Raw genomic sequence first — 22709 nt, 5'->3', positions numbered from 1 at the left:
CGTTCATGTTCACATTCCCGCGGTCCGTCTCGCCTATTTCAACGGCGAAAAGTCGGTTGGCAGGAGAATCCGGTTTTCCATCGTCTCGATACAGGCCGACAGCCGCGGCGTGAAAGCCTGCCATCGCGAATCCTCGGCCAGTTCCTGCCGTCGCCGCGTGCGATCGGCAAAGTCCTCGTAGCCCCACATGTGCACCACATGGTTCAGAGGCCCGATCTCGCTGACGAAATAGGCGATCAGGTTGCCGAGAATGGGCTGCTGGATCGCCAGCCCTTCCTCGCGCACCAACGCCAGATACTCTTTCAGCCGGCCCGAACGGATCCGATAGATACGCTCCTCGACAATCATGGCTTGTCCTCGCCTTGTGCCATCTCGTCGCGGACCTGCTTCGCAACGCGGAACGCTTCGACACCTGCCGGAACGCCGCAATAAACGGCGATCTGCACCAGCGCCGCCTGCAACTCGGCTTCGCTCAGACCGTTGCGGATCGCACCGCGAAAATGAATGGCGAATTCGTGCATGCGACCGAGCGCAGCCAGCATCCCCAGATTGAGAAGGCTGCGCTGCTTGAGATCCAGCGCCTCGTCCGACCAGCAGGCGCCCCAGCAATATTCATTGAGCATCGCCTGGAACGGTGCACCGAACGCGTCGGCATTGCTTATCGCCCGATCGACATAATCATTGCCGAGCACGCGGCGGCGAATCCTCTCGCCGGCCTGCTGAAGATCTCTATCCATCCGCTTTCTCCTTCTGCGCCAGAAAATCGTCGATCATCTTGGCGACCTGGTCGGGCGCCTCTTGCAGGATCGAATGGCGAAGGCCCGGCAGGATTTTCAGCTTGGAGCCGGGGATGTTCTCATGCATGAAGCGCGCCATGCGTGGATTGGAGCCGATATCGTCCTCGCCCGTCGCAATCAGCGTCGGGCAGCGGATCCGGTCGAGCAACCCGCCGAAGTCCGTTTCCGCAAGGACGCGATAGGCGGACGCATAGCAATCCGGATCGTTCTCGGCGTTCCTGCGTCGAAGTTCCGCCATGAGGCCTGGATTTTCCGCCTGGAAAGTTTCGGAAAACCAGCGCGACACGGAGGCGTCGTAATGGGATCCGCGCTCGCCGCTGCGCAGGGCCTCCAGCCGGGAAAGCACGCGCTGGCGCTCCTCATCCGTTCGTCCCGCCACGGTGGACAGGAGAACGAGGCGGCGCAGGCGATGGAGATGCGTGAGGGCGATACGCTGGGCAATCAGCCCGCCGAGCGAGAAACCGGCCAGGTGGAATGTATCGAAGCCCACCTCCTCCACCAGCGCAAGCGTATCGCCGACGAAATCGTCGATCTCGTAGCGGCCGTTAATCTTGGAGGACTTGCCGTGCCCCCGAAGGTCGAAGGTCAGTATCGTGTAATCGCGATCGAGCCGCTTGGCGATGCCCTCCCAGGCCTCCAGCGACGCGCCCACCCCGTGGACGCAGACGAGCGGCTCCGGCCCGCTACCCGTCAGGCGGTAGGTGAGGGTAACATCGCCAACCGTGAACAGGCGATCACGGTTCATTGCGCGGCCTCAAGCGCCTTGCCGGCGTGCTCCCGCTTGGCGAAGACCGGGATGATCTCTTCCGCGAAAAGTTCGAGCGTGCGCTTCTGCAGGTCGAACGGCAGGTTATAGTTCAAGCCGAGGCAGAGCTGGTCGACGCCTGCCGCCTCGTAGGCTTCCAGCTTTTCGATCACTTCGTCCGGCGTTCCGAACAGCATGTTGGCGCGGATGTTCTCCGGATTGTAGTTTTCGCGGCCCGCCACCGCTTCGTAGGAGACCGCCTCGGGGAATCCGTTCGTCACGGTACCGATATTCTGGAAGAGGTTCTCGAAATAGCGACCATAATCCATGCTGTATCTGACGAATTTCTCCCAGTCGCTGGCCTTGTCGAACACGCCGGCGCGGCGTTGCATCATGAACAGCGGCCGCGGGACCTCCGGGTGGTCGGCGACGGCCTTGTTGAACTTCGAGGCAAGGTTCGCGACCTCCGCCATGGGCTGGGAAAGCGGCGTGGACATGATGCTTGCGCCCATCCCGACCGCCCAGTCGAAGCTGCCCGGATCGCGCGCCGCGACCCAGATACGCGGATGCGGCTTCTGCAATGGCTTCGGAACGGAGGTCGCCGTCGGAAACTTCCAGATTTCGCCGTCATGGGCATAGTCGCCTTCCCACAGATTCTTCACCGCGGGCACGATTTCCTTCATGTAGGCGACGCCCTGCTGCTGCGGTATGCCGCCGGCCATGCGGTCGAATTCGTACTGGTAGGCGCCGCGGGCAATGCCGAACTCCAGTCGGCCGCCGGTGAGGTGATCACAGAGCGCGGCCTCTCCGGCCAGTCGAATCGGGCTCCAATAGGGCGCCACGACCGTCGCCGTGCCGAGCCGGATGCGGTCGGTGTGCTGGGCCAGCCATGTCAGCACCAAAAATGGATTGGGAGCGATCGTGAACTCGATGGTGTGGTGTTCTGCCGTCCACAGCGTCTCGAAACCGCCGCGGTCGGCGATCTGTGCCAGTTCCAGCATGTTCCGGTTGACCTCGGTCATCGGCGTGTCCGGGGACGAGCGTTCCAGATGGAGGGAAAGTGCGAACTTCATGGTGTTCCCTTTCGGGGTTGTGACTTTCAAAAATGACGGGAATGGGTGGTCATCGCAGACGGATGACGAAGGGGTCCTGCATGGCGCCGGAGTAGTCGAGCACGACATTCTTGACGCGCGAGAATTCACGCATCACGTCGAACCCGCCACGCCGGCCGTAGCCGCTCTCCTTGAAACCGCCCATCGACGACATGTAGGCTGCAGAGCGATAAGTATTGATCCAGACGGTTCCGGCATCGACCTGCGTCGTAAAGCGCATCGCCCGGTCGATGTCCTTGGTCCAGATGCCGGATGCCAGTCCGTAGCGCGTGTCGTTGGCCAGCGCGATCATCTCAGCCTCGCTGGAAAACGGCATCACGCCGACGACCGGGCCGAAGAGCTCGTCGCGCATGAAGCCCATGTCGTTGCGCGCATCGAGCATGACCGTCGGCTCGTAGTACCAGCCCTTCGCCAGATCCTCGCGTTGCGGCCGCTTGCCGCCGGCGGCGACCCTAGCCCCCTCCCGAACGCCGGACGCCACATAGGCCTCGACCTTCGTCACCTGATCGAGAAGGGCGAGTGGGCCGATGTCGGACGTTTCCAGCATCGGATGGCCGACGGTGATCCTGCCGGTGCGCTCGATCAGCGCTTCGACGAACCGGTCATAGATGCTGGCTTCGACAAAGCAGCGGGAGCCGGCGACGCAGGTCTGCCCGGCCGCTGCGAAAACGCCGGCGACAACCCCGTTGACCGTGCGCTCGATATCGACGTCGCCGAAGACGACATGTGGCGACTTGCCGCCCAGTTCCATCTGGCAGGGGATGAGATTGCCGGCTGCATTTTGGGCGATCGTGCGCCCGGTCTGGGTGCTGCCGGTGAAGACGATCTTTGCCAGGCCGGGATGATTGGCGAGCGCATCGCCCGCCGTGCGTCCTGCTCCGGTCACGACATTGACGACACCCGGCGGGAAGCCGGCGGCCTCGATCAGCTCCATCAGCGCCAGCGTCGAGGCCGTTGCATGCTCCGACGGCTTGATGACGACGGTATTGCCGATCGCCAGGCAAGGCGCCAGCGTACCCGTCAGCAGCATCAAGGGCGAGTTCCACGGCGTGATCATGCCGACGACGCCGATCGGCTCCCGCATGGTGAAATTGATCATGTCGAGCTTGTTGACGGGGATGGTATCGCCTTGGAGCTTGTCGGCCATGCCGGCGAAGTAGGTGTACGAGTCCGGCAGGGCGCGCATCTGCGCACGCATCTCCTTGATGAGCTTGCCGTTGTCGCGCGTCTCGATTTCCGCAAGCTGGTCGGCATGCTCCAGCATGAGTTCGGCAAGTCTGCGAACCAGCTTGCCCCGGTTGGTCTGGGTCATGCGACGCCACGCCGGATCGACGAATGCCTGCCTTGCCGCCACCACGGCCGCGTCCACGTCCTCCGCGCCCGCATCGGCGAATTCGTACCAGGGTTCCCCGGTCGTCGGGTCAAAGCTCTTCAGGTAGTTGCCGCTCTTCGGCTCGACCGGTCGACCGGCGATCAGCAGTTTCTGACGGGAACCCTCGAGCGTCGTTACAGTCGTTTTCATGCTATCCTCGCGAATATTTCAAATCAGGCGCCGTAAAGGCCTTCGCTTTCGATCATTGCGACGCGGCCGCCATTGCGGCTGTCCATGTAGATCCCGAAACGCTGCCCCTTGCGCTCGCGCACATACCGCCTGAGCACCGCCTTCATTTCGCGGCTCGGCACCCGCTCGTAGGGCAGGTCGTCGATGGCGAAGAACTGGAGACTCTCCGGCAGGTCCCGCGCCGCATCGGCGGCAAGCGAGGCCCGGTAGATGAGGTAGCCAGGGGCGCTGTCGGCCACGTCGAACACCGAATAGAGGAAGGTCCTTTCAGGCTCGACGGACACGGCCTGGCCGCTCGCCAGCACAACCTCGCTGTCTGCCCGGCGCGTCTTTGCGGTGGGCAGCGACAAATCCCCCTTGCCGTCGCATCGCAACAGGATGCTGTCGGCGCCCTCGATCAGATAGCCGACGACCATGCTCTGCGAGGCCGACCAATCGGTTGGTAGGGGATCATTGACGCTGACATAGCGTCCCCGGCAAAAGCCGAGCGGCGTTGCCGGACTGGTGCCGAACGCCCGGACATGCCCGATGAGGATGATATGGTCGCCGGCATCCACCCGGTCATGAACCGTACAGTCGAACCAGGTCAGGCTGTCCGTCAGGACCGGTGCGCCGGTGTGCACGCTGTCGACATTGACAGCATTGAACTTATCGGGGGATTTGGAGGCGAAGATCGCGGAAACCTCGACCTGATCCTCGTGAAGCAGGTTGACGGCGAAGGAATCCGTCGCCACGAAAACCGGAAAGCTCGACGCGGACTTGCCGATGCAAACCAGGAGCAGCGGTGGATCGAGTGACACCGAGGTAAACGAATTTGCCGTCATCCCCCGCGGATTGCCGTCTTCGTCACGCGTCGTGACTATCGTCACGCCGGTGACGAATGTGCCGAAGGCCCGCCGCAGTTCGATTGGATCAATGGCTCTGTTGTGCGGGTCCATTTCCCGTGCTTCCCAATTCCCGGATATCTGTGGCAGCAACGATATCGAAGAATTCTGGGCCATCTTCCTCGGAAACGAGGATACGATTACTTATCTTTTATCAATTTCTAGAAACCCTCCTCCGATGTTTGGCGGGATCGATGGTTCCACTTTCACTCTGGCGCGCTTGCTTTTCGGGTTTTCGCGTAATCGAACCACCGCCTGCGGTCTGCGCGCTGGCGACCTGCAATGTCGCCGATTTCGCGGAACCCGACATGACCATCATCAATCCGTGAGCGTTTCGCTGACGTTGCGGATCGCCAAAAACTCGGCAGCAGACGCCTCTCGCGTACCAACTTGCGACGCGCGCTCGCTGGAGGCCTCACCTTCCGTCGGTCTCAGCCCTTGAAGCGATCGAACGCCGTCAGCCGCTTCATCGGCGGGCTGGCATCGTAGCGGTAGATTTCGGTTCGCAGCCAGCAAAGCTCGTCGTCGAGATCAGCGTCGGAAACCTCGGTCCACCAGGCCTTGGGGCGACCGTCGCTGCCGTCGGACCAGCGATACCCCCTCCCCTTCAGATGATCCTTGAGGTCGAAGGGAGAATTTTCCGCAAAGATCCGGACACGCGAACGCTGACTTCGTTCGTACAGCTCGGCGAACGCAGATCCGGCGTGGCATTCGCCATTGCCATCGAGGACTTCCAGAAGCGCAAAGCAATCGTCGACAGCCCGATGCCCGTCATGAAAATAGCCGGCCTGGCCGACCAGATAGCCAAGCTTCGTTCCCTCAAAGCCACGCGCCCGCCAATCCACCTCCGACACCGAGCAGGCCCAGGGCTTGTCGGTAAAGACCGGTGACAGCGCCTCGCAGAACGGCCGATCGAAGCCGGCATTATGGGCAATGATCAGGTCGGCCGGCTTTATCAGCGCCTCCAGCCGATCGAGGTCGATCATTTGTCCCGCGACCATCGCGTCGGTAATGCCGGTGAGCCGGGTGATGTCAGCGGGGATGGGGCCGCTCGGTTGCCGCAGTCCGCCGTAGACGGCGGTCACCGCACCGATCGTGCCGGTCTCATCGAAGCTGAAGGCAACAGCGCCGATCTCGATGATCTCGTCCTTGCGCGAACTGAGACCGGTCGTCTCGGTGTCGATGATGACGCCGCGCAACGGAAAGGCCGAATCTGGCAACCGGACAACCGGTCGAGGCTGGAGCTTTGACAGGATCCGATAGCGGCCCGTAGCCTGCAGATGCCGGACCATGTCGTCCTCGTTCATGGGCGGCGTCGCGCGTCCATCCGGACCTGTTCGCCTGACCACGATCGGCGCATCATCCGCAAACATGTCAAACTGAGCCGTCATTCCCGTCATTCTCTCCTCGCCTACCCCGAGTGCCAACCAAGCAAACTGCCGCCGATCAGCCCGTACTCTGCACCGGCTTTCAGTTCAACCGCAGCAAGGCCATCAGCATCGGCCCGATGCGAAAACTCGCCGGGCGCCGCTTTCCAGATAGGTGCCGTCGAGCCGCATCAAGGAGACGCCCGGCAAGGCGTAGACACCGGCATCGAACAGATCGCGGTTGCCCTCGAAGTATTCCATCATCGCGTCCAGCCAGGACGCTGGTCAGGCTCCCGAAGCCGATCCCTATGGATCTGCCCACCCTGCCCTCCGCTGTGTCAGCGCAATGCGATCGATTGCGGCAGCACGAAGGGCGTGCCGCTGGCCGGCACGGCGCCCACCTTGAGACGGCAACCGAAGACCGTCTCGATCAGCCCGTCGTTCAGCACCTCGGCGGGCGTGCCCGCGGCGGCCAGCCGGCCGTCGTGCATGACGTGGATGCGGTCGGCATACATGGCGGCAAGGTTCAGGTCGTGCAGGATGGCGACGACGCCGCCGCCGCTGGCCGCGAAGTCGCTCGCCACGTCCATCACCATCAGCTGGTGGCGGATGTCGAGGCTGGAGACCGGCTCGTCCAGCAGCAGGTAGCGCGGCCGGCCGTCCAGCATCGGCGCCCAGACCTGGCACAGCACGCGGGCAAGCTGCACGCGCTGCTGCTCGCCGCCGGACAGTTCCTGGTAGAAGCGGCCGGCATAGCCGGCGAGGTCGACCCGGGCCAGCGCCTGTTCCGGCAGCCGCCCCGCCTCACTGGCAGGCGCGCCGGACCGGCCGCTGGCGAGCCCGAGTCTGACCACCTCGTGCACTGTGAACGGAAAGGCGAGCGTCGCGGCCTGCGGCAGCACGGCCCGAAGGCTTGCGGCTTCGGCCGGTTTCATGGACGCCACGTCGCCGCCGTTGATGGCAATACGGCCGCCACAGGCAAGGTCGCCCGAGAGCGCCTTCAGCAGCGTCGACTTGCCCGACCCGTTCGGCCCGACGATGGCCGCCACCTCGCCCGGCCGCGCTTGCAGATTGACGCCGCAAACGATGCGCCTGGCGCCGATCGCCACCGATACATCATGCAGCTCGATCATCGCGGGCTCCTCATAGGTCGATGATGCCGCGCCGGCGCAGCAGGATCCACAGGAAGAACGGCCCGCCGATCGCCGCCGTGACGATGCCGATCGGCAGTTCGGCCGGCGCCACCACCGTGCGCGAGAACGCATCGGCGAGCAGCAACAGGGCAGCGCCCAAGAGCGCCGAACCGGGCAGCAGGTAGCGGTTGTCCGGGCCGATGGCGAGGCGCAGCACATGCGGCACGACGATGCCGACGAAGCCGATGCCGCCGCTGACCGCCACGGCCGCCCCAACGGCGGCGGAGACGGTGACGATGGCGGCATACTTCAGCCGCTGCACCGGCACGCCGAGATGGGCGGCGGTCGCCTCGCCCAGTGCCAGGGCGTTGAGGCCGCGGGCCAGGAAGGGCATGGCCGCCAGCGCCGGCAGGATGACGGCGGCGGCCGCCGCCAGCTTCTGCCAGGTGGCGCCGGCCAGCGAGCCGAGTTGCCAGAAGGTCAGGTCGCGCAACTGCCGGTCATCGGCGATAAACACCAGCAGCCCGGTCAGCGCCATGGCGAGTGCGGCCAGCGCAATGCCGGCCAGCAGCATGGTGGCAACCGAGGTGCGCCCCTGGCGGGTGGCGACGCGGTAGAGGATCAAGGTGGCGGCAAGGCCGCCGCAGAAGGCGGCCAGCGGCAGCGCCGCCGGACCGAGCAGGGCCGTGAGCGGGGCGAGCGACGTGGTGCCGAGCACGATCACCGACACCGCGCCGAGCCCGGCGCCGGCGGAGACACCGACAAGGCCGGGGTCGGCCAGCGGGTTGCGGAACAGGCCCTGCATGACCGCGCCCGAGACGGCCAGCGCCGCGCCGACCAGCATACCCATGATGACGCGCGGCAGGCGGATGTCGTGGATGATGAGGCGGTCGCGGCCGCTCAGCGCATCCGTGGGCGCGCCCGCGAGCCAGTGCCGCAGCACGCCGAGCGGTGAAGCATCGGAGGCGCCGGACGTGAGGCTGAAAAGTGCGACCACGACGAGCCCTGCTGCCAGTGCTGTAAGCGCCAGAAGGGCGCGGCCGGAACGGTCGCCGGCCGGGCGTGTGATCATGCCGGCCGGGCCGGCGAGGGACGGGTTTGCCATCTTGCCCGCGCGCTCAACGATTGACTTGGTCGCCGTAGAGCGCGGCGGCCAGGTCGTTGACGGCATCGGCCGTGCGCGGGCCGAAGCCCAGCAGATAGCTGCCGTCCATGCGCACCAGCCTGCGGGCGGCGCCGGCCGGCGTCTGGGCGATGGCGGGATGGGCGTAAAGGTCGGCATCGGCGATGCCGGGCCCGGCATGATCGACCACCAGCACCAGGTCCGGCCGGGTAGTGACGATCGCCTCATCGGAAAGCTGCTTGTAGCCGTCGTAGCCCTCGACGGCATTGACGCCGCCGGCCAGCCGGATCATGCCGTCCGCGGCCGTGCCGGCCCCTGACGCCAGCACCTTGCCGCCGGCCAGCGACAGCACGAACAGCACCCGCTTGCGCTCCTTGATGTCGGCGGTGCGGCTTTCGGCGGCCTTCAGCTTGGCGTCCACCTCGGCTGCGAGCGTCTCGGCCTTGGCCTCGACGCCGAGCGCCTTGCCGACGACGCGGATGCGCGTGAGGATGCCTTCATGGTCGAAGGTCTCGGGCACCTCGACGTAGGGCACGCTCGCCGTCTTCAGCACTTCGATGGCCCGCGGCGGGCCGCTGCCCTGCAGGGCCAGGATGCCGGTCGGGTTCACCGAAAGCACGCCTTCGGGCGAAAGCTGGCGCATGTACCCGAGATCGGGCAGCTTGAGCGCCGCCTCCGGATAGAGGCTGGTCGCATCCCGGGCGACGAGATGGCTCTCCTCGCCCAGCGCGAAGACGATCTCGGTGACGGAGCCGCCGATCGCAGCGATGCGCGCGGTGTCGGCGAACCGCGGCGCATCATCGGCGGCCCGGGCGCCGCCCGCCGCGAGGGCGGAAATGCCGAGGGCGCCCGCCAGCGCCAGCCCATGCAGAGTTTTCATCGCAAATCTCCTATGCCGCAACCGGCGCGGCAAGGCGCGGCAGGCTCTCGGCCAGGGCACGCCAGTCCGCCCGCTCGCCCTCGCCTTCATGGCGCTGACCGAAGAACTGGATGATCATCCGCCCGCTCGCGTCATAGAGTTCGAGCGATGTCACGTGGCCATCCTTGGTCGGCTTGCGCACCAGCCATGTTTCGGCGATGTGGTCGGTGCGCAAGTGCAGGTGGAAGGTCTCATCCATCACGTTAAGCCACGGCCCCATCGGCTTGACGTTCCTGACCGGACCGGAATGGATCTGGATGCAACCGCGGTTGCCGACGAAGCACATGATCGGCAATTCGGCCGCCACGACCTGCTCGAACATCATCGAGGCAACGCCGGCTTCGAGCTGCGAGGCATACTCAGCCCCGACCATGCGCACCGCTTGCCGGCGGCCGAGCTTCATCTTGCGCAGCATGCCGAAGAACTGGTGCACGTCGGTGAGCTTGCTCCAGCCCTCGCGCAGCGCCGTGGCATCGGTCGGCGTGTCGGCGACCTCGGCGTCGATGTCGGCCGGCGGCGGCTCCACGGCGATCGCCGGTAACTGGTCAACGGATTGCAGGCTGGCAACCAGCGTCTGGTAGGCGGAGAGATCGGAAGACGGGCGCAGATGCACCTTGTGCACGGCATCGCCCGCCACATCGAAGAACTGCAGGCTGCGCCGGATGTCGTCGCCGTCGCGCTTCTCCACCGCAAAGCCGTGCTGCCATATCTTTGGAAAGATGCGCAGGTCGATGTTCTCGCCAAGCGCCAGCGCGGCATGCTCGCCGGTGACCACCTTGTCGTAGATGCCGATCTTCTCATGCACGGCACTGTCGTTGCGGGTCAGCGCCATGACTTCGCCGACGGCTTCCAGGCCGGTCAGCAGGTCGTTGGCGCGCGCTTCCAGGCGGACGACGCCGTCGCCGCAATGAGCTGCAAGCAGCTCTGCCTCGGTGATGCCGAGCTGGGTTGCGAGATCGCGCTCGCGCATCTTCGGATTTTCTGTCCGTGCCCGCCTGATTGCGTCGGGGGCCGGTTTTGCGCGCTGGTCCATGTCTACACCTTACTTGTTGAGAATGAGCTTGCCCTGTCGGGTGATCTTGAGCCGGTAGAGGGCGCCATGGTGCTCGATGCCGATCTCATGCTCGCCCTGGAAAAGGGTGTCCGACGACAGGGTCCTGACCGAAAGCGGGATGCGTTCGGCGCGCATCGGCGCGTGTGTTTCGAAGCGACTATCCCGGGGGCGGGAATCGTCTGGATCGTGCGTGTCCATTCGGATCGGGCTCCTGCGTGGATGAAGCGGGCTGTGGAAAGGTGCCCGCGAAAATCCAAATCATTTGTTGACTTCAATAATCATGTTTACTAGTCACTGCAATACCGGACTAACTGAGTCAAGATTTAAGTTACCGGATTTAATCAAGAATGCGAGCAAGCCATGGCCAGCCAGCATGCAACGACGATTTTGGAGTTGGACTGCAATGGGGTTGGCGAATTGGGGACGGGCCGGTGCATCCGGGCCGGAGAGCCGTAGGGCGGCGAGCGGGCTGGCCGCGCTACTGGCAGGCGTGGCGGCGACCGCATTGATAGCGGCATCGGCGCACGCGCAGCAGGCGGTACAGCCCGGCGAGCAACAAGACGAACAGGTCGGGCAGGCCGAAGCGCGCAAGACGGAATCCGGCGCCACGCTGCTCGACAAGATGATGCTGGCCAGCCGCACCGGCGAAACGGCGATCGAGAGCCTTTCGTCCTCCAGCCACGTCGACCAGGAGCAGCTCGACCGGCGCATGGCAGCCACCCCGAACGAGATGCTGTTCGGCGTTCCGGGCGTGACGATCCAGGCCGATTCCCAGCGGGCGGCCTCCTCCGCCAATATCCGCGGCCTGCAGGATTTCGGCCGTGTAGCCGTGATCGTCGACGGCGCTCGTCAGGATTTCCAGCGCTCCGGCCATGGCACCCAGTCGTCGTTCTACCTCGATCCCGAGTTGGTGAAGTCGGTGGACGTGATCCGCGGCCCGGTCGCCAACACCTACGGCTCCGGCGCCATCGGCGGTGTCGTCTTCTTCGAGACCAAGGACGCAGCCGACTTCCTCAAGCCTGACGAGACCTGGGCCGGTTCACTGACCCAGGGCTACGAGAGCAACGGCCACGGCTGGACCACCAGCGCCACCGGCGCCTACCGCTTCAACGACAGCGTCGATGCGCTGGGCAACATCGTCTACCGCGACTACGGCGCGTACAAGGATGGCGACGGCAACCGGGTCGATGGCAGCGGCTTCGAGGTGCTGGGCGGCCTGCTCAAGACCACCATCCTGCCGACCGACAACAGCGAACTGAAGCTCGGCTGGGTCGGCGCCAACGACCAGTGGAACCAGTTCAGCGGCGGCAGCCCGGCTTACGACATCAATCTGGAGCAGAACACCTTCACCGCCCGCTACAACATCACCGACGACGACCGCAGCTGGCTCGACCTGCACATCAACGGATCGTTCAACGGCACCAGGCTCGAGCAGACCAGCCTCGTGCCGGTCGGCGGCCGCTTCGATCCGGCGACCGGGCTTCCGGTGGTGCTGCCGATCGGTACGAAAGCCAATTACGACGTCGGCACCAGCGGATTCGACATCTGGAACACGTCGCGCTTCGACACCGGCCAGGTCGCGCACGAGCTGACCTATGGCGGCGACTGGGTGAGCGACGACGTCGACACCACCGGCGCGGCGGGCGGCGACAACTTCTACACGCCGTCGGGCAAGCGTCGTGTTTCTGGAGCCTACATCCAGGACAAGCTCTCCTGGGAGTGGCTGGAGGTCATCGCCGGGCTGCGCTACGACAGCTACAGCCTTAGGGGCGACGACACCAATACCTCGGGCGACCGGCTGTCGCCGCGCATCAGCCTCGGCGTCTCGCCGTTCCAAGGCCCCGCCCTGGAAGGGCTGCAGTTCTACAGCACCTATGCGGAAGGCTATCGCTCGCCCTCGCTGAGCGAGACGCTGATCAGCGGCCTGCATCCGGCGGGCGTGGTGTTCCCCTTCCTGCCCAATCCGGCTCTGCGGCCGGAAACGGGCAAGACCTGGGAATTCGGCGTCAACTACAAGGCCGACGGCGTAATTGCGGACGACGATGCGCTGCGCCTCAAGGCCGCCTACTTCAACAACGACGTCGACGACTACATCGACGGCGCCACGCTCAGCGCCGGCCAGCCGGGATGCCCGTTCCTGCCGGGCCTGCCACCGGTCTTCGTGCCCGGCGGCTTTTACGTCCCCGCCTGCTTCCAGTACCAGAACTTCGCCAATGCGAAGATCCGCGGCTTCGAATTCGAGAGCGTCTACGATGCCGGCTGGGGCTTTGCCGGCCTGTCGGCCTCGCTCATCGAGGGCTACACCGTCTCCTTTGCTGGCGTGCGCGCGGACCTGGCGACCATTCCCTCCTCGCAGGTCACGGCCCAGCTCGGCTTCCGGTTCCTCGACGACCGGCTGACGGTCGGCGGCGAGGTGCAGTACAACGGCAAGCCGAAGGGCAACCCGATCGCCGAGGACTTCACGCTCGTCAACACCTTCGCCAGCTACCAGGCCAGCGACAACCTGAAGCTCGACTTCCGCATCGATAACCTCTTCGACGTCAATTACGTCAATCCGCTGAACGCCACGGCCACGACCACGGTCTTCGAGCCGGGCATGACCGTGAAGCTGGCGGCGACCATGCGATTTGGAGGCTGATGCAGCATGAGGACGGCAACCCTTCTTCTTACGGCAGCCGTGGCGACAGCAATTCCCGGGGGTGCAACCGCACAGGAGGCGTCGACAAACGACGCCTCCGCCCTGATCCTCGAACTCAACGGCGCGCAGCCTTCCGACAAGGGCTGCCGCCTCACCTTCGTGGTGAAGAACGACCTCGGCGCCGACCTGTCCAAGGCGGCATTCGAGATCGCCCTGTTCAACGAGACCAGCGTGGTCGACCGGCTGACCGTGCTCGACTTCAAGGACCTGCCGGCGGGCAAGACCAAGGTCGTGCGCTTCGACCTTGCCGGCGCGGATTGCGGCAAGACCAGCCGCGTGCTGGTCAACAGCGCGACCGAATGCACCGGTTCCGGCGTGGAGCCTTCGGCCTGCATGCGCAAGCTTAAGACCAGCAGCAAGACCGGCATCTCTTTCGGCGTCTGAGCGGGGGCACGGGGCATCATGGCATCTCTGGACCCCGCCTTTTCCACACAAGGCCCGGCCTGGTCGCTGGACAGGTTCCGCGCCATGCCAGCGGAACCGGACGATGCCGGCATTCTCATTCGCGCCGCGACGCGGCCATGGAGCAGCGGCGACTTGCCCGAACGCACGCGGCTGGCGCCGGCGAACGCCGAGCTTCGCGTCGCTCCGGGCGAGCCGCTCGACGCCACCCGGCCGACGGTGCGCCGGCGCAAGTGGAAGGCGGCAATGGCCGCCTCCTGCCTGCTGCATCTTGCCACCGCCGCCTTCCTGCTGGCGGAGAACCACGAGGCGGTGATGATCGCGGGCGCCGAGGAGTCCGGCGTGATGCTGCTCGGAAACGCCCCGGAGGACCAGAGCGCGGCGGGCACGCCCTCAGAATTGCCGGCCGCCCAGGTTACGCTGGTGACCATGCTGGAGCCCAAGCCGGTCCAGACGGTCGCCGCCGCTGCGGTGCCGGTGGCGGAGGCGGCGGAGCCGGTCGAGACGGAGGTGGCGGAAGCGACGACCGCGGAAACGCCGCTCGCGCCGACCGCGGAAGTGGTCGCGGCCGAGCCGGAACAGTCCACGCCAGTGGTCGAGCAGGCAACGACCGAGCCCGCCGCGACGCCGTCTGCGGCCGTTGCCAATCCCGCCCCCGAAATCCTGACCACGCTCCAGCCTGATGAGGACAAGACCGCGGCACCCGAACCTGCCAGGCAGGTCGCGGAGCAGCCGAAGTCGCCCGGCACAGCAGGGCCGGATGAAAACGTGGAGACCAAGGAGGCTGCGACTAGCGAGCGCGTCGTGGCTGAAGCGGACAGGCCGATACCGGTCGAGAAAAAGACGGTGGCAAAGGCGGAACAGTCCCGCAAGAAACCCGCCAAAAAGCCCGACAGAAAAGCCGAAACGGCGGGGGCGAAGGCAACTTCGCAAAGGCCAAAAGCCGGTTCCGGCGGCAACAGCGAGGCCGACGCGCGGCGCGGCGCCGCCCAGGGCGAGGCCGCCGGCACGACCGTCAGCGCATCGAAAGGCGGGGCAGCATCGGCCGCCGGCAACGCCGCGGTCTCCAACTATCCCGGCAAGGTGGCCGCCCGGCTGCGGCGTGCGGTGCGTGGTATTTCGAGCCTGGCGCGGGCCAAGGCACGCAACGACGTGCGGGTGTCGTTCGTCGTCGATGCCAACGGGGGCGTCGGCGGTATCAGCATCATCCGCGGTTCCGGCTCGCCGGAACTGGACGAGGCTGCCCTTGCCGTGGTGCGGCGGGCGGCCCCCTTCCCGCCGATCCCGCCGCAGGCCGGAAGGTCGAGCTGGGCCTTCACCCTGCCACTGGGCATTGCCCGCTGAACCGGCTGCGGTGGGGATGCAAGGTCTGACGCGGCCCGAAGTATGGTTCGGCATGAGGCCGCCGTATTCGCTGCTGTTGCCGTCGCGACCGGCAACGGGGCCGCATCGCTTGGGAAGGCTGGCGCTTCCGGCGGATTCCCGCCCGAGCGAAAATTCACCGCGCGCCGCGTTTCGCCCCAGGTCGCGCAGATATCCCCCAGCAGCGACCTGCGCGTCGCAAGCGTCGCGATATGTTGGCACGACCATGACGACAGGTTTGAAGTAGTGAAGGGTGTGGTTCAATCAGCCGCAACGGCCGGTCAGGCCTGCCGCTCGCATTGGTGGAAGCTCTTTTGAGTGATCCTTGTCGTTCCATCATATTTCAGCAGCGCCAGCACGTCGCAGTAGTCGAAGCGGCCATTGGACGTGTGAACGATGATCACTCCTACATCCCCTGCCAAATGGACGGCCACGACCTGATATTTCCTGGAGCCCTGACCAGCCCGCTCGGGGGCGCACATCGCGTTGATCCAGCGGTCACGCGGTATGCTGATCGCCTTGCCTTCATCGACCCCGACAATATGGGCAGTCTCGGCGAAGAGGGTGGTTAGTCGCTCGCGGTCCTGCGTCGCGACGCCGAGGACGTAGTCCTCGGCCGCTTTGAGCGCCTCTTCACAAACAAGCGCGTCGGTCGGAAAACTGGTCATTTGATGATGCCGATCTTCTTGCGATCAATCGAAATGATCACCGCCGCGATCAATACAAGACCCTTGATGATCAACTGCGAATAGGAAGAGACGCCTGCGAGGTTGAGACCATTGGACAGGATCGCGATAATCAGGGCACCGATCATCGTTCCGGCCACACCTCCCATCCCGCCAGTGAGTGGCGTGCCGCCAATCACGACTGCCGCGATGACATCCAGTTCGAGCCCCGAGCCCGCCGTTGGACTACCGGCTCCCATTCGTGAGGCCAGGACGATGCCCCCGAGGCCGGAGTACAGACCGGCAAGAGCAAATGTGGTGATCTTGATCCGCTCGACCTTGATTCCGGAACGCTGGGCGACAACCTCGCCGCCACCAACAGCGACGATGCTGCGGCCGAGAACGGTGTGATGCTGGACAAAGTAGGCGATGGCGAAGGCAACGAGTGCAATGAGCACGATCGCCGGGATGCCCGCGATCGTGCCGGATCCGATCCATCGCATCGTTTCGTCGCGGATCATGATCGGCCGACCCTGCGTGATGTGCAGCATGAGCCCGTGACCGGCAACCATGAGGCCGAGTGTCGCGATGAACGAAGGGACTTTAAGCTTTGCATAGACCGTGCCGACCACAGTACCCAGCACCGCACCGACCAGTAGCCCGGACGGGACAGCGACAATGCCGATGCTTTGCATGAAATAGGCGACGATGACGGCCGAGAGACCGACTACGGCGCCGACGGAAAGATCGATCGACGCCATGAGAATGACGAATGTGGCGCCCATCGCCGCGATCGAAAGCACCGCCGTCTGGCGCAAGACCGTTTCGAGGTTACGAATCGAGAAGAACTGGTCCGAGAATATGGCAAACCCGATGCAGACGATGACAAGAACCAGCAGGGGGAAATAGGTCCGCAGGCTCTCAATGGACAGTGCCGCGGGCGTGGCTCCGGATGTGGTGGTATTTTGGCTCATGGCGCCGTCCTTCAAAGCATCGCATTAATCAGATTGGTTTCGGTGATGGCGTCGCCTTCGAACACGCCCGAAACGCGCCCGTGGCGGATGGTCACCACGGTATCGCTCAGGCGGATGACTTCGGCCATGTCTTCGGATGCCATCAGGATGGCGAGGTTCTTCTCGCCGCTCAGCTTCAGCATCAGATCGTAAATCTCGAACTTGACCCCGATATCGACGCCGCGGGTCGGGTTGTTGAGCAGCATGAGCCGGGGATCGGTCAGGAACCACTTGGCCAGCAGCACCTTTTGTTTGTTGCCGCCACTGAGCGAACGAACCAGGTCGGCCGAACTGCGCGCCTTGATGCGGAACATGTCCATGCCAAGTTTGGCCTGCTCGGCCTCGCAGCCACCGTCGACAAACGGTCCGCGGGCATTTTTGGGCAGACACGCAAGCGCGATATTGAAGCGGATCGACTGGGTATCGATCAGGCCTTCGACGGCACGTTCCTTCGGCACCATCGCGATGCCAGCGGCAATGGCGTCGGCTATGGAAGCGCCTGAAAATGCCTTTCCTTCGAGAAGGATTTCGCCTGATGTCACCGCCCGTGCGCCGAACAATGCCTCGATAATTTCATCGGCGCCGGAACCAGCAAGGCCCGCAAGTGCCACGATCTGGCCTTTGCGCACGGACAACGAAACATCGTTGAAGCCCGGCCCGCAGAGCCCCCTCACCTCGAGCATCGGCGATGTCGGTACGACCCGTTCCGGGCGCTTCCAATCGGCGAGATCACGGCCGACCATGAGTGCCGATAGTTGATCCTCGTCGAGTTCGGCGGCCGGACGGGTCGTAACGTAGGCCCCATCCTTCATGACTTCGACGGTGGTGCAGCTGCGAAAGATCTCCTGCAAGCGGTGAGAGACATAGATGATGCCGACGCCCTGGGCGCGCAGCTCATCCATCAGGCGATGCAGAGTTTCGGCATCGTCATGGTCGAGCGATGCGGTGATCTCGTCAAGCAGGAGTACCCTTGGATTGGTGGACAGCGCGCGTGCCAGCTCGATCATCTTCTGGGTCGACGGAGATAGCCGGCGCATCTCCGAACGGGGATCGGCGTTGATCCCGAGCCGCTTGAGCAGTGTTTCGGCGGCGCTGTAAAGCCGGGTCCAGTCGATCTTGCCGAACCGGCTGAATTCCTGCATGCGCCCGAGAAACACGTTCTCGGCCACGGAAACGTGCGGCAGGATATTGAACTCCTGATGTACCATCGACACGCCGCTTGCGACGGCGGAGGAAGCCGATACCGGCCGGTATTCGCCGCCGGCAACAGTCATCCTGCCGGCGTCCGGCACGACTTCACCTGCCAAAATCTTGAATATCGTCGACTTGCCCGCGCCGTTTTCGCCGCAAAGCGCAAGTGCTTCACCGGCACGAAGATATAGGTTGAGTTCCTTGACCGCCTGGACGGGACCATAGCTCTTCCGCAAACCCTCTGCAGCCAGAAGAACTGGCTGCAGAGGGGAGAAGCCGCCATCGACCCTGCTTGATGTCGCTGTGTCGACTAACATGTGTTGGCAATTCCATATCTGTCAGGGAGTGATGACCTTGAAAACATCCGCATGATTGACGGATGGATTCGTGGTCTTGCTGATAGAAGCCCAGTCGACCAAGGCCTTGCCTTCGGCAAGCGGCTCGATGATTTTGGAGCGGTAGTCGCCAATGCCGTCCTTGGTGAGGTAGTAGAGGCTCATCTCGTAGACGGGCTTGTCTGTGGGATGGCCGTTCAGGTGGTCATGAATGATCGTGACGCCGTAACCGCCCATCACCCAATGGCCACCGGCCAGCATCGAGAGCTTGCCCTCGTCGAGGGCATCAAGCGCGGCCGCGGTAATGTCTATGCCGGCGAGCTTCATTGTCCCCGACCGCCCCGCGTTCTCGATCGAAACGATTGCACCCAGCAGCGGATCGGACCCGGCGCCCCAGACACCATCGATGTTGTCAAAACGGGTGAGGAAATCCTCCATCACGGTCTGACCCTTGGCGAGCGTCCAGTCGGTATACTGCACGTCGAGAAGCTTGACGTCGGTGTGTTCGGCGACTGCCTTTTTCATGCCGTCGTTACGCGCTTCGGAGGTCGAGATCCCCGGCACGCCGCCGATCGACACGAGATTCTTGACGCCATCCTTTTCGATCAGGTGCTTGGCGACATTGTAGCCGGCTGTTTCGTCGTCGAGCTTGATGAAGGAGAGGTAGTTCGGCTTGGCACCCACTTCGACACCGGGATAGGTATCTGTCACAACGACCGGAACCCCGGCCTTGTCGAGCAGATCGATGGCTTGGATGCCGAGCGGCTCGCTCAGCGGCGTCAGGATGACGCCTTTCACGCCCGCGTTGATGAGTGTCTCGATGTCGGAAAGCTGCTTGTCTTCGCGGGACTGGGCGTCGGTCACCACAAGCTCGTAGCCGTAGGCCTCCGCTGCGCTCTTGGCAAAGTTGACGTAGTCCACCCAGAACGCATCGTTCAGCGTCGTCATTGGCATGCCGATCTTCGGACGATCAGCGGCTTCAGCCGTAAAAGCGGCCAGGGTGCCGATCACCAAGGCTGCGGTAAGCTTCAATACTTTCATGTGATCCCCTTTTCATTTTTGGCTTGGAGTTAAAGTTCGATGCGGCGCCCTTCGACTGCTGAGCGGTAAATTGCCTCGGCGATTTCAACGATCCGGCGAGCCTCACGCCCGTCGACAGCGAGTGAAGACTTGCCGTTGACGGCATCGATGAAGTTGGCGACCGCAATGCCCACGGTGTCCGGCCACTCCGCTTTGGCAATCTCGATGCTATGCCACCCACCCTCTGACCATTTCAGCAGGTGCGGCTCGTCGCTGAACTTCTCGAAATGTGCTTCCAGCCCCGGAACACGGATGAGCGCGTCGCGGGTGACCGCCTCGATCTGATCGTCAAAAACGCCCTTCGGCGCGTGATAACCGGCTTCGATGACCGCACGACCACCATCGCGGAACTCGAGCGTGACGATGCCCACGTCTTCGCCGACCCCGCGCGGGTTGTCGGTGTCGAGCGAAGCGCTGACCGCGCTGACCTCCCCCATGATCGAGCGGGCGACGTAGAGGCGGTGGAAACCCGCATCGAACAGTATGCCGCCGCCTGTCAGGTCCGGGTCCGCCCGCCAGCCGCCAAGCTTGCCACCGATGGACAGTCGAAGCCTGAGGATCGTTGGTCGGGAAAGGCGACCAGCGGCAATCTCATCGCGAAGCCAACGATGCGGTGGATAGAAGAGCTGGTTGTGGCTCGCTCCGAAGAGCTTCCCCGCCTTGTCGGCTGCCGCGATGAGGATGTCGCATTCGGCCGCCGTAACCGTGGCTGGCTTTTCGACGAACACATGCTTGCCTGCCTCGAGCGCCTTCAGGCAAAGGCCGGCATGGAACTTATGCGGCACGCAGACGACAACCGCCTCCACATCGGGATCGGCGATCAGCTCTTCGGCCGTGCCGTAGCCGCGCGCATCCGTCTGTTCGACAGTGGCCTTGACGAGTTCGGCATTGAAATCCGCTACTGCGAACAGCTTTGCGCCGCTCGCCGCCAGTACACCATTTACCTGGTGGCGGCCGACCTCGCCGAGACCGATGACGCCAACTTTCAATTCCCTCGTCATTTACGCAGACCTTCCGGCATGAATTCTTCGATGGCACGCAACTGCTGCATGCTGAGTTCGGACGCGCGTTTCGGGTCGCCCTTCAAGATTGTGCGGTAGTACTGATAGGCTTCGAACTCGACGGACATGAAACCGCGATATCCGGCCCTGTCGAGGGCGTCGAACATCTCGCTCCAGTCGACCCGCCCCTCGCCGATGAGCGGGAAGATGAACTCCCGTCCCTCGCGCCCAGGCATCCCGGCGACATCCTTGATGTGGACATGGCGGATGAAAGGCGCCAGTTCGCCGATGATCCAGCCCATGTCGTCACGTGCCAGCGCGAAATGGCTCGGGTCGAAATTGATGGCGAATGCGGGATGGTTCGCAAACCGGCGCAACAACACGCCGGTGCTGTGGAAGTCATGTGCCAGCGTGCCCCAGCAGGGTTCGAGTGCCGCCTGGGCGCCTGCAGCGGCAACACCATCGAGCATCCGCTCGTAGGCGTCGAGCATGATGCTCCATGCCCTCCCCTCACTGAGGGCGGAACCGACATCCACATGCCCCGCTTCCCAGCGGTTCGGCCCGGTCAGGACGTTGATGAGCTTGACGCCTGATGCGGCCGCGGCCGTCGCGGTGCGTACCGTCAGATCGATGCGCGCCTTCAGCTCATCTGCATCCAGGCACACGAGATCCTGTTGAACAGCAATCTCGGACACCTCGAGCCCCTTCCCACGGCTCATGGAAATGACGCCCGCAAGGTCGTCATCGCTCATCCGACGCGGATCAAAATGCGCCAGCGTCCACTCGACGGCACCGTACCCCTGTTCGGCCAGGGTTTCGGCCACCTTCTCCGCCGGCCAGCTCTCATAGTCTAGGCAGGCAAGAAAGCCCCAACGCCTGAAATCACTGCCTTGCGCGCCCATTAGTGCATGGTCTCCAAACGGACCTGCGCAGCGGCGATGCAGCGCTCGAAGCGGTCAAGCATTTCATCGGCTTCGTCGCGCGTGGTGTTGACCGCTGGCTTGAGCTTGAGGACGTTCCCGAAATCGCCAAAGACCGGACCGCTCTTGCCGATCAGCAGCCGCTCGACATCGAGCGCATGCTTCCAGACGAAGCCCGTCAGTTCGTCGGCCGGCTCCTTGGACTCGCGATCGAGAACGAGTTCGACGCCGATCATCAGACCCAGGCCGCGAACGTCACCGATAATCGAATAGCAATCTTTCATCTGGTTGAGGCGGTCCATGAAATGGGCTCCGATTTCGGCCGAGTTGCGACCGAGTTCTTCGTCTTCCATGACTTCCAGCATCGCGATGCTGCCGGCGCAGACGGCGGGCGTTGCCATCAGCGTGAAACCGGCCTCCCAGCCACGCAGCGAAGTGAAGCCTTCACCGGCAACCACGCCCGACAGCGGCAGCCCGGCTCCGAAGGCCTTGCCCATGATGATGAGGTCAGGTTCGACGCCGAGGACATTGGAGGCGAACACGTCGCCGCAACGGCAGAATGCCGTCTGCACTTCATCGGCAATCAGCGCCACGCCGTTGCGCGTGCAGATCTCACGCACCGTTTCGATGTAGCCTTCCGGCATGGGGATCATGCCGCCGTTCGACTGGAACAGCTCAATGATCACGCCGGCCACCTTGGCATCCGGCTGGTGCTTGATCGCCGTTTCCATAAACCGCGCGCACAACAGGTCGCAAGAGCCGGGCTTGAGGCCGAAGGGGCAGCGGTAGCAGTTGTAGTTGGGGACCCGGATCTGCCGCGTAAGGTAGCGGTCCAGCCCCTCCTTGGATCCCTCCAGCATCTTCGGATAGGAGTAGCTCAGCGCCAGCGTGCTGAAGGTTGTTCCGTGGAACGCGCTGTAGAGCGAAACGAATTCGGATCCACCGGTGGCGCGCATCGCGAGATGCATGGCGCCCTCCACGGCATCAGCGCCGCTCAGCGCAAAGAGTACGCTGCGCATGTTCTTCGGCGCGTGCGAAAGCACCTTCGCGGCAAGCTTCGAGCGTTGTTCGTTTTCAAAGACCGGCGTCACATACTCGATCTGGTCCAACTGGGACTTGATCGCCTCGATGACCTTCGGGTGGCGATAGCCAAGGTTCACCACCCATTCCCCGGACACCGCATCGAGATACTCTGTCCCCTCCTCATCCCAGAAGCGCACGCCTTGACCGCGAACGATACGCAGGTCGTAGTGGCCCATTGGCTTGATGACCGATGAAACGGTCGGCGATTTGGTGACGGGGTTGTCGGTAACTTCAGACATGGATGTTCTCGTTCAAATCTTCGAT

Annotated in this window: 23 protein-coding genes; 3 read left to right on the top strand and 20 right to left on the bottom strand. The window is 63.9% G+C overall.

Annotation, left to right across the window (positions count from 1 at the left end):
• Positions 1-33: 33 nt before the first annotated feature.
• The 13 genes from J2Y48_RS21880 to hemP all read right to left on the bottom strand — a co-directional run bounded on the left by J2Y48_RS21880 (position 34) and on the right by hemP (position 10893).
• A complete protein-coding gene (locus J2Y48_RS21880; protein ID WP_310422532.1) occupies positions 34-348 on the bottom strand; it encodes an NIPSNAP family protein in 315 nt (104 codons plus the stop codon).
• Positions 345-737, bottom strand: a complete 393-nt coding sequence (locus tag J2Y48_RS21875; RefSeq protein WP_310422528.1) for a carboxymuconolactone decarboxylase family protein — start codon at positions 735-737, stop codon at positions 345-347. Before J2Y48_RS21875 ends, J2Y48_RS21880 begins: the two co-directional genes overlap by 4 nt.
• On the bottom strand, positions 730-1542 hold the full coding sequence (locus J2Y48_RS21870; protein ID WP_310422525.1) for an alpha/beta fold hydrolase: 813 nt from the start codon (positions 1540-1542) through the stop codon (positions 730-732). Before J2Y48_RS21870 ends, J2Y48_RS21875 begins: the two co-directional genes overlap by 8 nt.
• Positions 1539-2615: an LLM class flavin-dependent oxidoreductase gene (locus J2Y48_RS21865; protein ID WP_310422522.1), complete on the bottom strand. Its 1077-nt coding sequence runs from the start codon at positions 2613-2615 to the stop codon at positions 1539-1541. Before J2Y48_RS21865 ends, J2Y48_RS21870 begins: the two co-directional genes overlap by 4 nt.
• Before the next feature lie 49 nt (positions 2616-2664).
• Positions 2665-4176 carry an aldehyde dehydrogenase gene (locus tag J2Y48_RS21860; protein WP_310422518.1) on the bottom strand — a complete coding sequence of 504 codons (1512 nt, stop codon included), beginning with the start codon at positions 4174-4176 and terminating at the stop codon, positions 2665-2667.
• 23 nt (positions 4177-4199) lie between these two features.
• Entirely contained in the window at positions 4200-5153 is a 954-nt protein-coding gene (locus tag J2Y48_RS21855) for a flavin reductase family protein (protein ID WP_310422516.1), read from the bottom strand.
• A gap of 377 nt (positions 5154-5530) precedes the next feature.
• On the bottom strand, positions 5531-6490 hold the full coding sequence (locus J2Y48_RS21850; RefSeq protein ID WP_310422514.1) for a 3'-5' exonuclease: 960 nt from the start codon (positions 6488-6490) through the stop codon (positions 5531-5533).
• 102 nt (positions 6491-6592) lie between these two features.
• Complete coding sequence (locus J2Y48_RS21845) at positions 6593-6727, bottom strand: hypothetical protein (protein WP_310422511.1); 135 nt, start codon at positions 6725-6727, stop codon at positions 6593-6595.
• A 77-nt stretch (positions 6728-6804) separates the two neighbouring features.
• Complete coding sequence (locus J2Y48_RS21840; protein WP_310422508.1) at positions 6805-7599, bottom strand: heme ABC transporter ATP-binding protein; 795 nt, start codon at positions 7597-7599, stop codon at positions 6805-6807.
• Positions 7600-7609: 10 nt separating this feature from the next.
• On the bottom strand, positions 7610-8704 hold the full coding sequence (locus J2Y48_RS21835) for an iron ABC transporter permease (RefSeq protein ID WP_310422504.1): 1095 nt from the start codon (positions 8702-8704) through the stop codon (positions 7610-7612).
• 13 nt (positions 8705-8717) lie between these two features.
• The gene (locus J2Y48_RS21830; RefSeq protein ID WP_310422501.1) at positions 8718-9602 is read right to left on the bottom strand and encodes an ABC transporter substrate-binding protein; all 885 of its coding nucleotides are present in this window, start codon (positions 9600-9602) and stop codon (positions 8718-8720) included.
• A gap of 10 nt (positions 9603-9612) precedes the next feature.
• Entirely contained in the window at positions 9613-10674 is a 1062-nt protein-coding gene (locus J2Y48_RS21825; RefSeq protein ID WP_310422498.1) for a ChuX/HutX family heme-like substrate-binding protein, read from the bottom strand.
• Between the two features lie 9 nt (positions 10675-10683).
• A complete protein-coding gene (gene hemP, locus J2Y48_RS21820) occupies positions 10684-10893 on the bottom strand; it encodes a hemin uptake protein HemP (RefSeq protein ID WP_310422495.1) in 210 nt (69 codons plus the stop codon).
• A 205-nt stretch (positions 10894-11098) separates the two neighbouring features.
• On the opposite strand from hemP, the gene J2Y48_RS21815 reads away from it, so the two are divergent.
• From J2Y48_RS21815 to J2Y48_RS21805, 3 genes are read left to right on the top strand one after another with little or no spacing between them, the layout of a single operon-like run.
• Positions 11099-13333, top strand: coding sequence for a TonB-dependent hemoglobin/transferrin/lactoferrin family receptor (locus tag J2Y48_RS21815; protein WP_310422492.1), 2235 nt, complete (start codon positions 11099-11101; stop codon positions 13331-13333).
• Positions 13334-13339: 6 nt separating this feature from the next.
• Positions 13340-13777, top strand: a complete 438-nt coding sequence (locus tag J2Y48_RS21810) for a hypothetical protein (protein WP_310422489.1) — start codon at positions 13340-13342, stop codon at positions 13775-13777.
• Positions 13778-13795: 18 nt separating this feature from the next.
• Positions 13796-15139 (top strand): TonB family protein, encoded by a 1344-nt coding sequence (locus J2Y48_RS21805; protein WP_310422486.1) that lies wholly within the window; start codon positions 13796-13798, stop codon positions 15137-15139.
• Between the two features lie 299 nt (positions 15140-15438).
• Here the strand turns inward: J2Y48_RS21805 and J2Y48_RS21800 are convergent, their stop codons facing one another.
• From J2Y48_RS21800 to J2Y48_RS21770, 7 genes are read right to left on the bottom strand one after another with little or no spacing between them, the layout of a single operon-like run.
• Positions 15439-15825, bottom strand: a complete 387-nt coding sequence (locus J2Y48_RS21800) for a nuclear transport factor 2 family protein (RefSeq protein WP_310422484.1) — start codon at positions 15823-15825, stop codon at positions 15439-15441.
• Complete coding sequence (locus J2Y48_RS21795) at positions 15822-16796, bottom strand: ABC transporter permease (RefSeq protein WP_310422481.1); 975 nt, start codon at positions 16794-16796, stop codon at positions 15822-15824. Before J2Y48_RS21795 ends, J2Y48_RS21800 begins: the two co-directional genes overlap by 4 nt.
• A gap of 11 nt (positions 16797-16807) precedes the next feature.
• Positions 16808-18343, bottom strand: a complete 1536-nt coding sequence (locus J2Y48_RS21790) for a sugar ABC transporter ATP-binding protein (RefSeq protein WP_310422478.1) — start codon at positions 18341-18343, stop codon at positions 16808-16810.
• 21 nt (positions 18344-18364) lie between these two features.
• Positions 18365-19402 carry a sugar ABC transporter substrate-binding protein gene (locus J2Y48_RS21785; protein WP_310422475.1) on the bottom strand — a complete coding sequence of 346 codons (1038 nt, stop codon included), beginning with the start codon at positions 19400-19402 and terminating at the stop codon, positions 18365-18367.
• Between the two features lie 29 nt (positions 19403-19431).
• Complete coding sequence (locus tag J2Y48_RS21780; RefSeq protein WP_310422472.1) at positions 19432-20442, bottom strand: Gfo/Idh/MocA family oxidoreductase; 1011 nt, start codon at positions 20440-20442, stop codon at positions 19432-19434.
• The gene (locus tag J2Y48_RS21775) at positions 20439-21344 is read right to left on the bottom strand and encodes a TIM barrel protein (RefSeq protein WP_310422468.1); all 906 of its coding nucleotides are present in this window, start codon (positions 21342-21344) and stop codon (positions 20439-20441) included. The genes J2Y48_RS21780 and J2Y48_RS21775 overlap by 4 nt, the downstream gene beginning before the upstream one ends.
• The gene (locus tag J2Y48_RS21770) at positions 21344-22684 is read right to left on the bottom strand and encodes an aspartate aminotransferase family protein (protein WP_310422465.1); all 1341 of its coding nucleotides are present in this window, start codon (positions 22682-22684) and stop codon (positions 21344-21346) included. The genes J2Y48_RS21775 and J2Y48_RS21770 overlap by 1 nt, the downstream gene beginning before the upstream one ends.
• Between the last annotated feature and the right edge of the window lie 25 nt (positions 22685-22709).

Origin of the sequence: Mycoplana sp. BE70 (genome assembly GCF_031455855.1) — a bacterium.
GTDB lineage: Bacteria > Pseudomonadota > Alphaproteobacteria > Rhizobiales > Rhizobiaceae > Mycoplana.
The sequence above is the reverse complement of the archived record's forward strand: the minus strand, read 5'-3'. Positions and strand labels throughout refer to the sequence as shown.

Bases quoted from the DNA above. Each gene is read 5' to 3' on its own strand.
- J2Y48_RS21845 (WP_310422511.1), bottom strand. From the start codon at position 6,727: ATGGAATACTTCGAGGGCAACCGCGATCTGTTCGATGCCGGTGTCTAC.
- J2Y48_RS21875 (WP_310422528.1), bottom strand. From the start codon at position 737: ATGGATAGAGATCTTCAGCAGGCCGGCGAGAGGATTCGCCGCCGCGTG.
- J2Y48_RS21860 (WP_310422518.1), bottom strand. From the start codon at position 4,176: ATGAAAACGACTGTAACGACGCTCGAGGGTTCCCGTCAGAAACTGCTG.
- J2Y48_RS21825 (WP_310422498.1), bottom strand. From the start codon at position 10,674: ATGGACCAGCGCGCAAAACCGGCCCCCGACGCAATCAGGCGGGCACGG.
- J2Y48_RS21865 (WP_310422522.1), bottom strand. From the start codon at position 2,615: ATGAAGTTCGCACTTTCCCTCCATCTGGAACGCTCGTCCCCGGACACG.
- J2Y48_RS21790 (WP_310422478.1), bottom strand. From the start codon at position 18,343: ATGTTAGTCGACACAGCGACATCAAGCAGGGTCGATGGCGGCTTCTCC.
- hemP (WP_310422495.1), bottom strand. From the start codon at position 10,893: ATGGACACGCACGATCCAGACGATTCCCGCCCCCGGGATAGTCGCTTC.
- J2Y48_RS21840 (WP_310422508.1), bottom strand. From the start codon at position 7,599: ATGATCGAGCTGCATGATGTATCGGTGGCGATCGGCGCCAGGCGCATC.
- J2Y48_RS21805 (WP_310422486.1), top strand. From the start codon at position 13,796: ATGGCATCTCTGGACCCCGCCTTTTCCACACAAGGCCCGGCCTGGTCG.
- J2Y48_RS21850 (WP_310422514.1), bottom strand. From the start codon at position 6,490: ATGACGGCTCAGTTTGACATGTTTGCGGATGATGCGCCGATCGTGGTC.
- J2Y48_RS21870 (WP_310422525.1), bottom strand. From the start codon at position 1,542: ATGAACCGTGATCGCCTGTTCACGGTTGGCGATGTTACCCTCACCTAC.
- J2Y48_RS21770 (WP_310422465.1), bottom strand. From the start codon at position 22,684: ATGTCTGAAGTTACCGACAACCCCGTCACCAAATCGCCGACCGTTTCA.
- J2Y48_RS21830 (WP_310422501.1), bottom strand. From the start codon at position 9,602: ATGAAAACTCTGCATGGGCTGGCGCTGGCGGGCGCCCTCGGCATTTCC.
- J2Y48_RS21800 (WP_310422484.1), bottom strand. From the start codon at position 15,825: ATGACCAGTTTTCCGACCGACGCGCTTGTTTGTGAAGAGGCGCTCAAA.
- J2Y48_RS21815 (WP_310422492.1), top strand. From the start codon at position 11,099: ATGGGGTTGGCGAATTGGGGACGGGCCGGTGCATCCGGGCCGGAGAGC.
- J2Y48_RS21785 (WP_310422475.1), bottom strand. From the start codon at position 19,402: ATGAAAGTATTGAAGCTTACCGCAGCCTTGGTGATCGGCACCCTGGCC.
- J2Y48_RS21810 (WP_310422489.1), top strand. From the start codon at position 13,340: ATGAGGACGGCAACCCTTCTTCTTACGGCAGCCGTGGCGACAGCAATT.
- J2Y48_RS21835 (WP_310422504.1), bottom strand. From the start codon at position 8,704: ATGGCAAACCCGTCCCTCGCCGGCCCGGCCGGCATGATCACACGCCCG.
- J2Y48_RS21880 (WP_310422532.1), bottom strand. From the start codon at position 348: ATGATTGTCGAGGAGCGTATCTATCGGATCCGTTCGGGCCGGCTGAAA.
- J2Y48_RS21855 (WP_310422516.1), bottom strand. From the start codon at position 5,153: ATGGACCCGCACAACAGAGCCATTGATCCAATCGAACTGCGGCGGGCC.
- J2Y48_RS21780 (WP_310422472.1), bottom strand. From the start codon at position 20,442: ATGACGAGGGAATTGAAAGTTGGCGTCATCGGTCTCGGCGAGGTCGGC.
- J2Y48_RS21775 (WP_310422468.1), bottom strand. From the start codon at position 21,344: ATGGGCGCGCAAGGCAGTGATTTCAGGCGTTGGGGCTTTCTTGCCTGC.
- J2Y48_RS21795 (WP_310422481.1), bottom strand. From the start codon at position 16,796: ATGAGCCAAAATACCACCACATCCGGAGCCACGCCCGCGGCACTGTCC.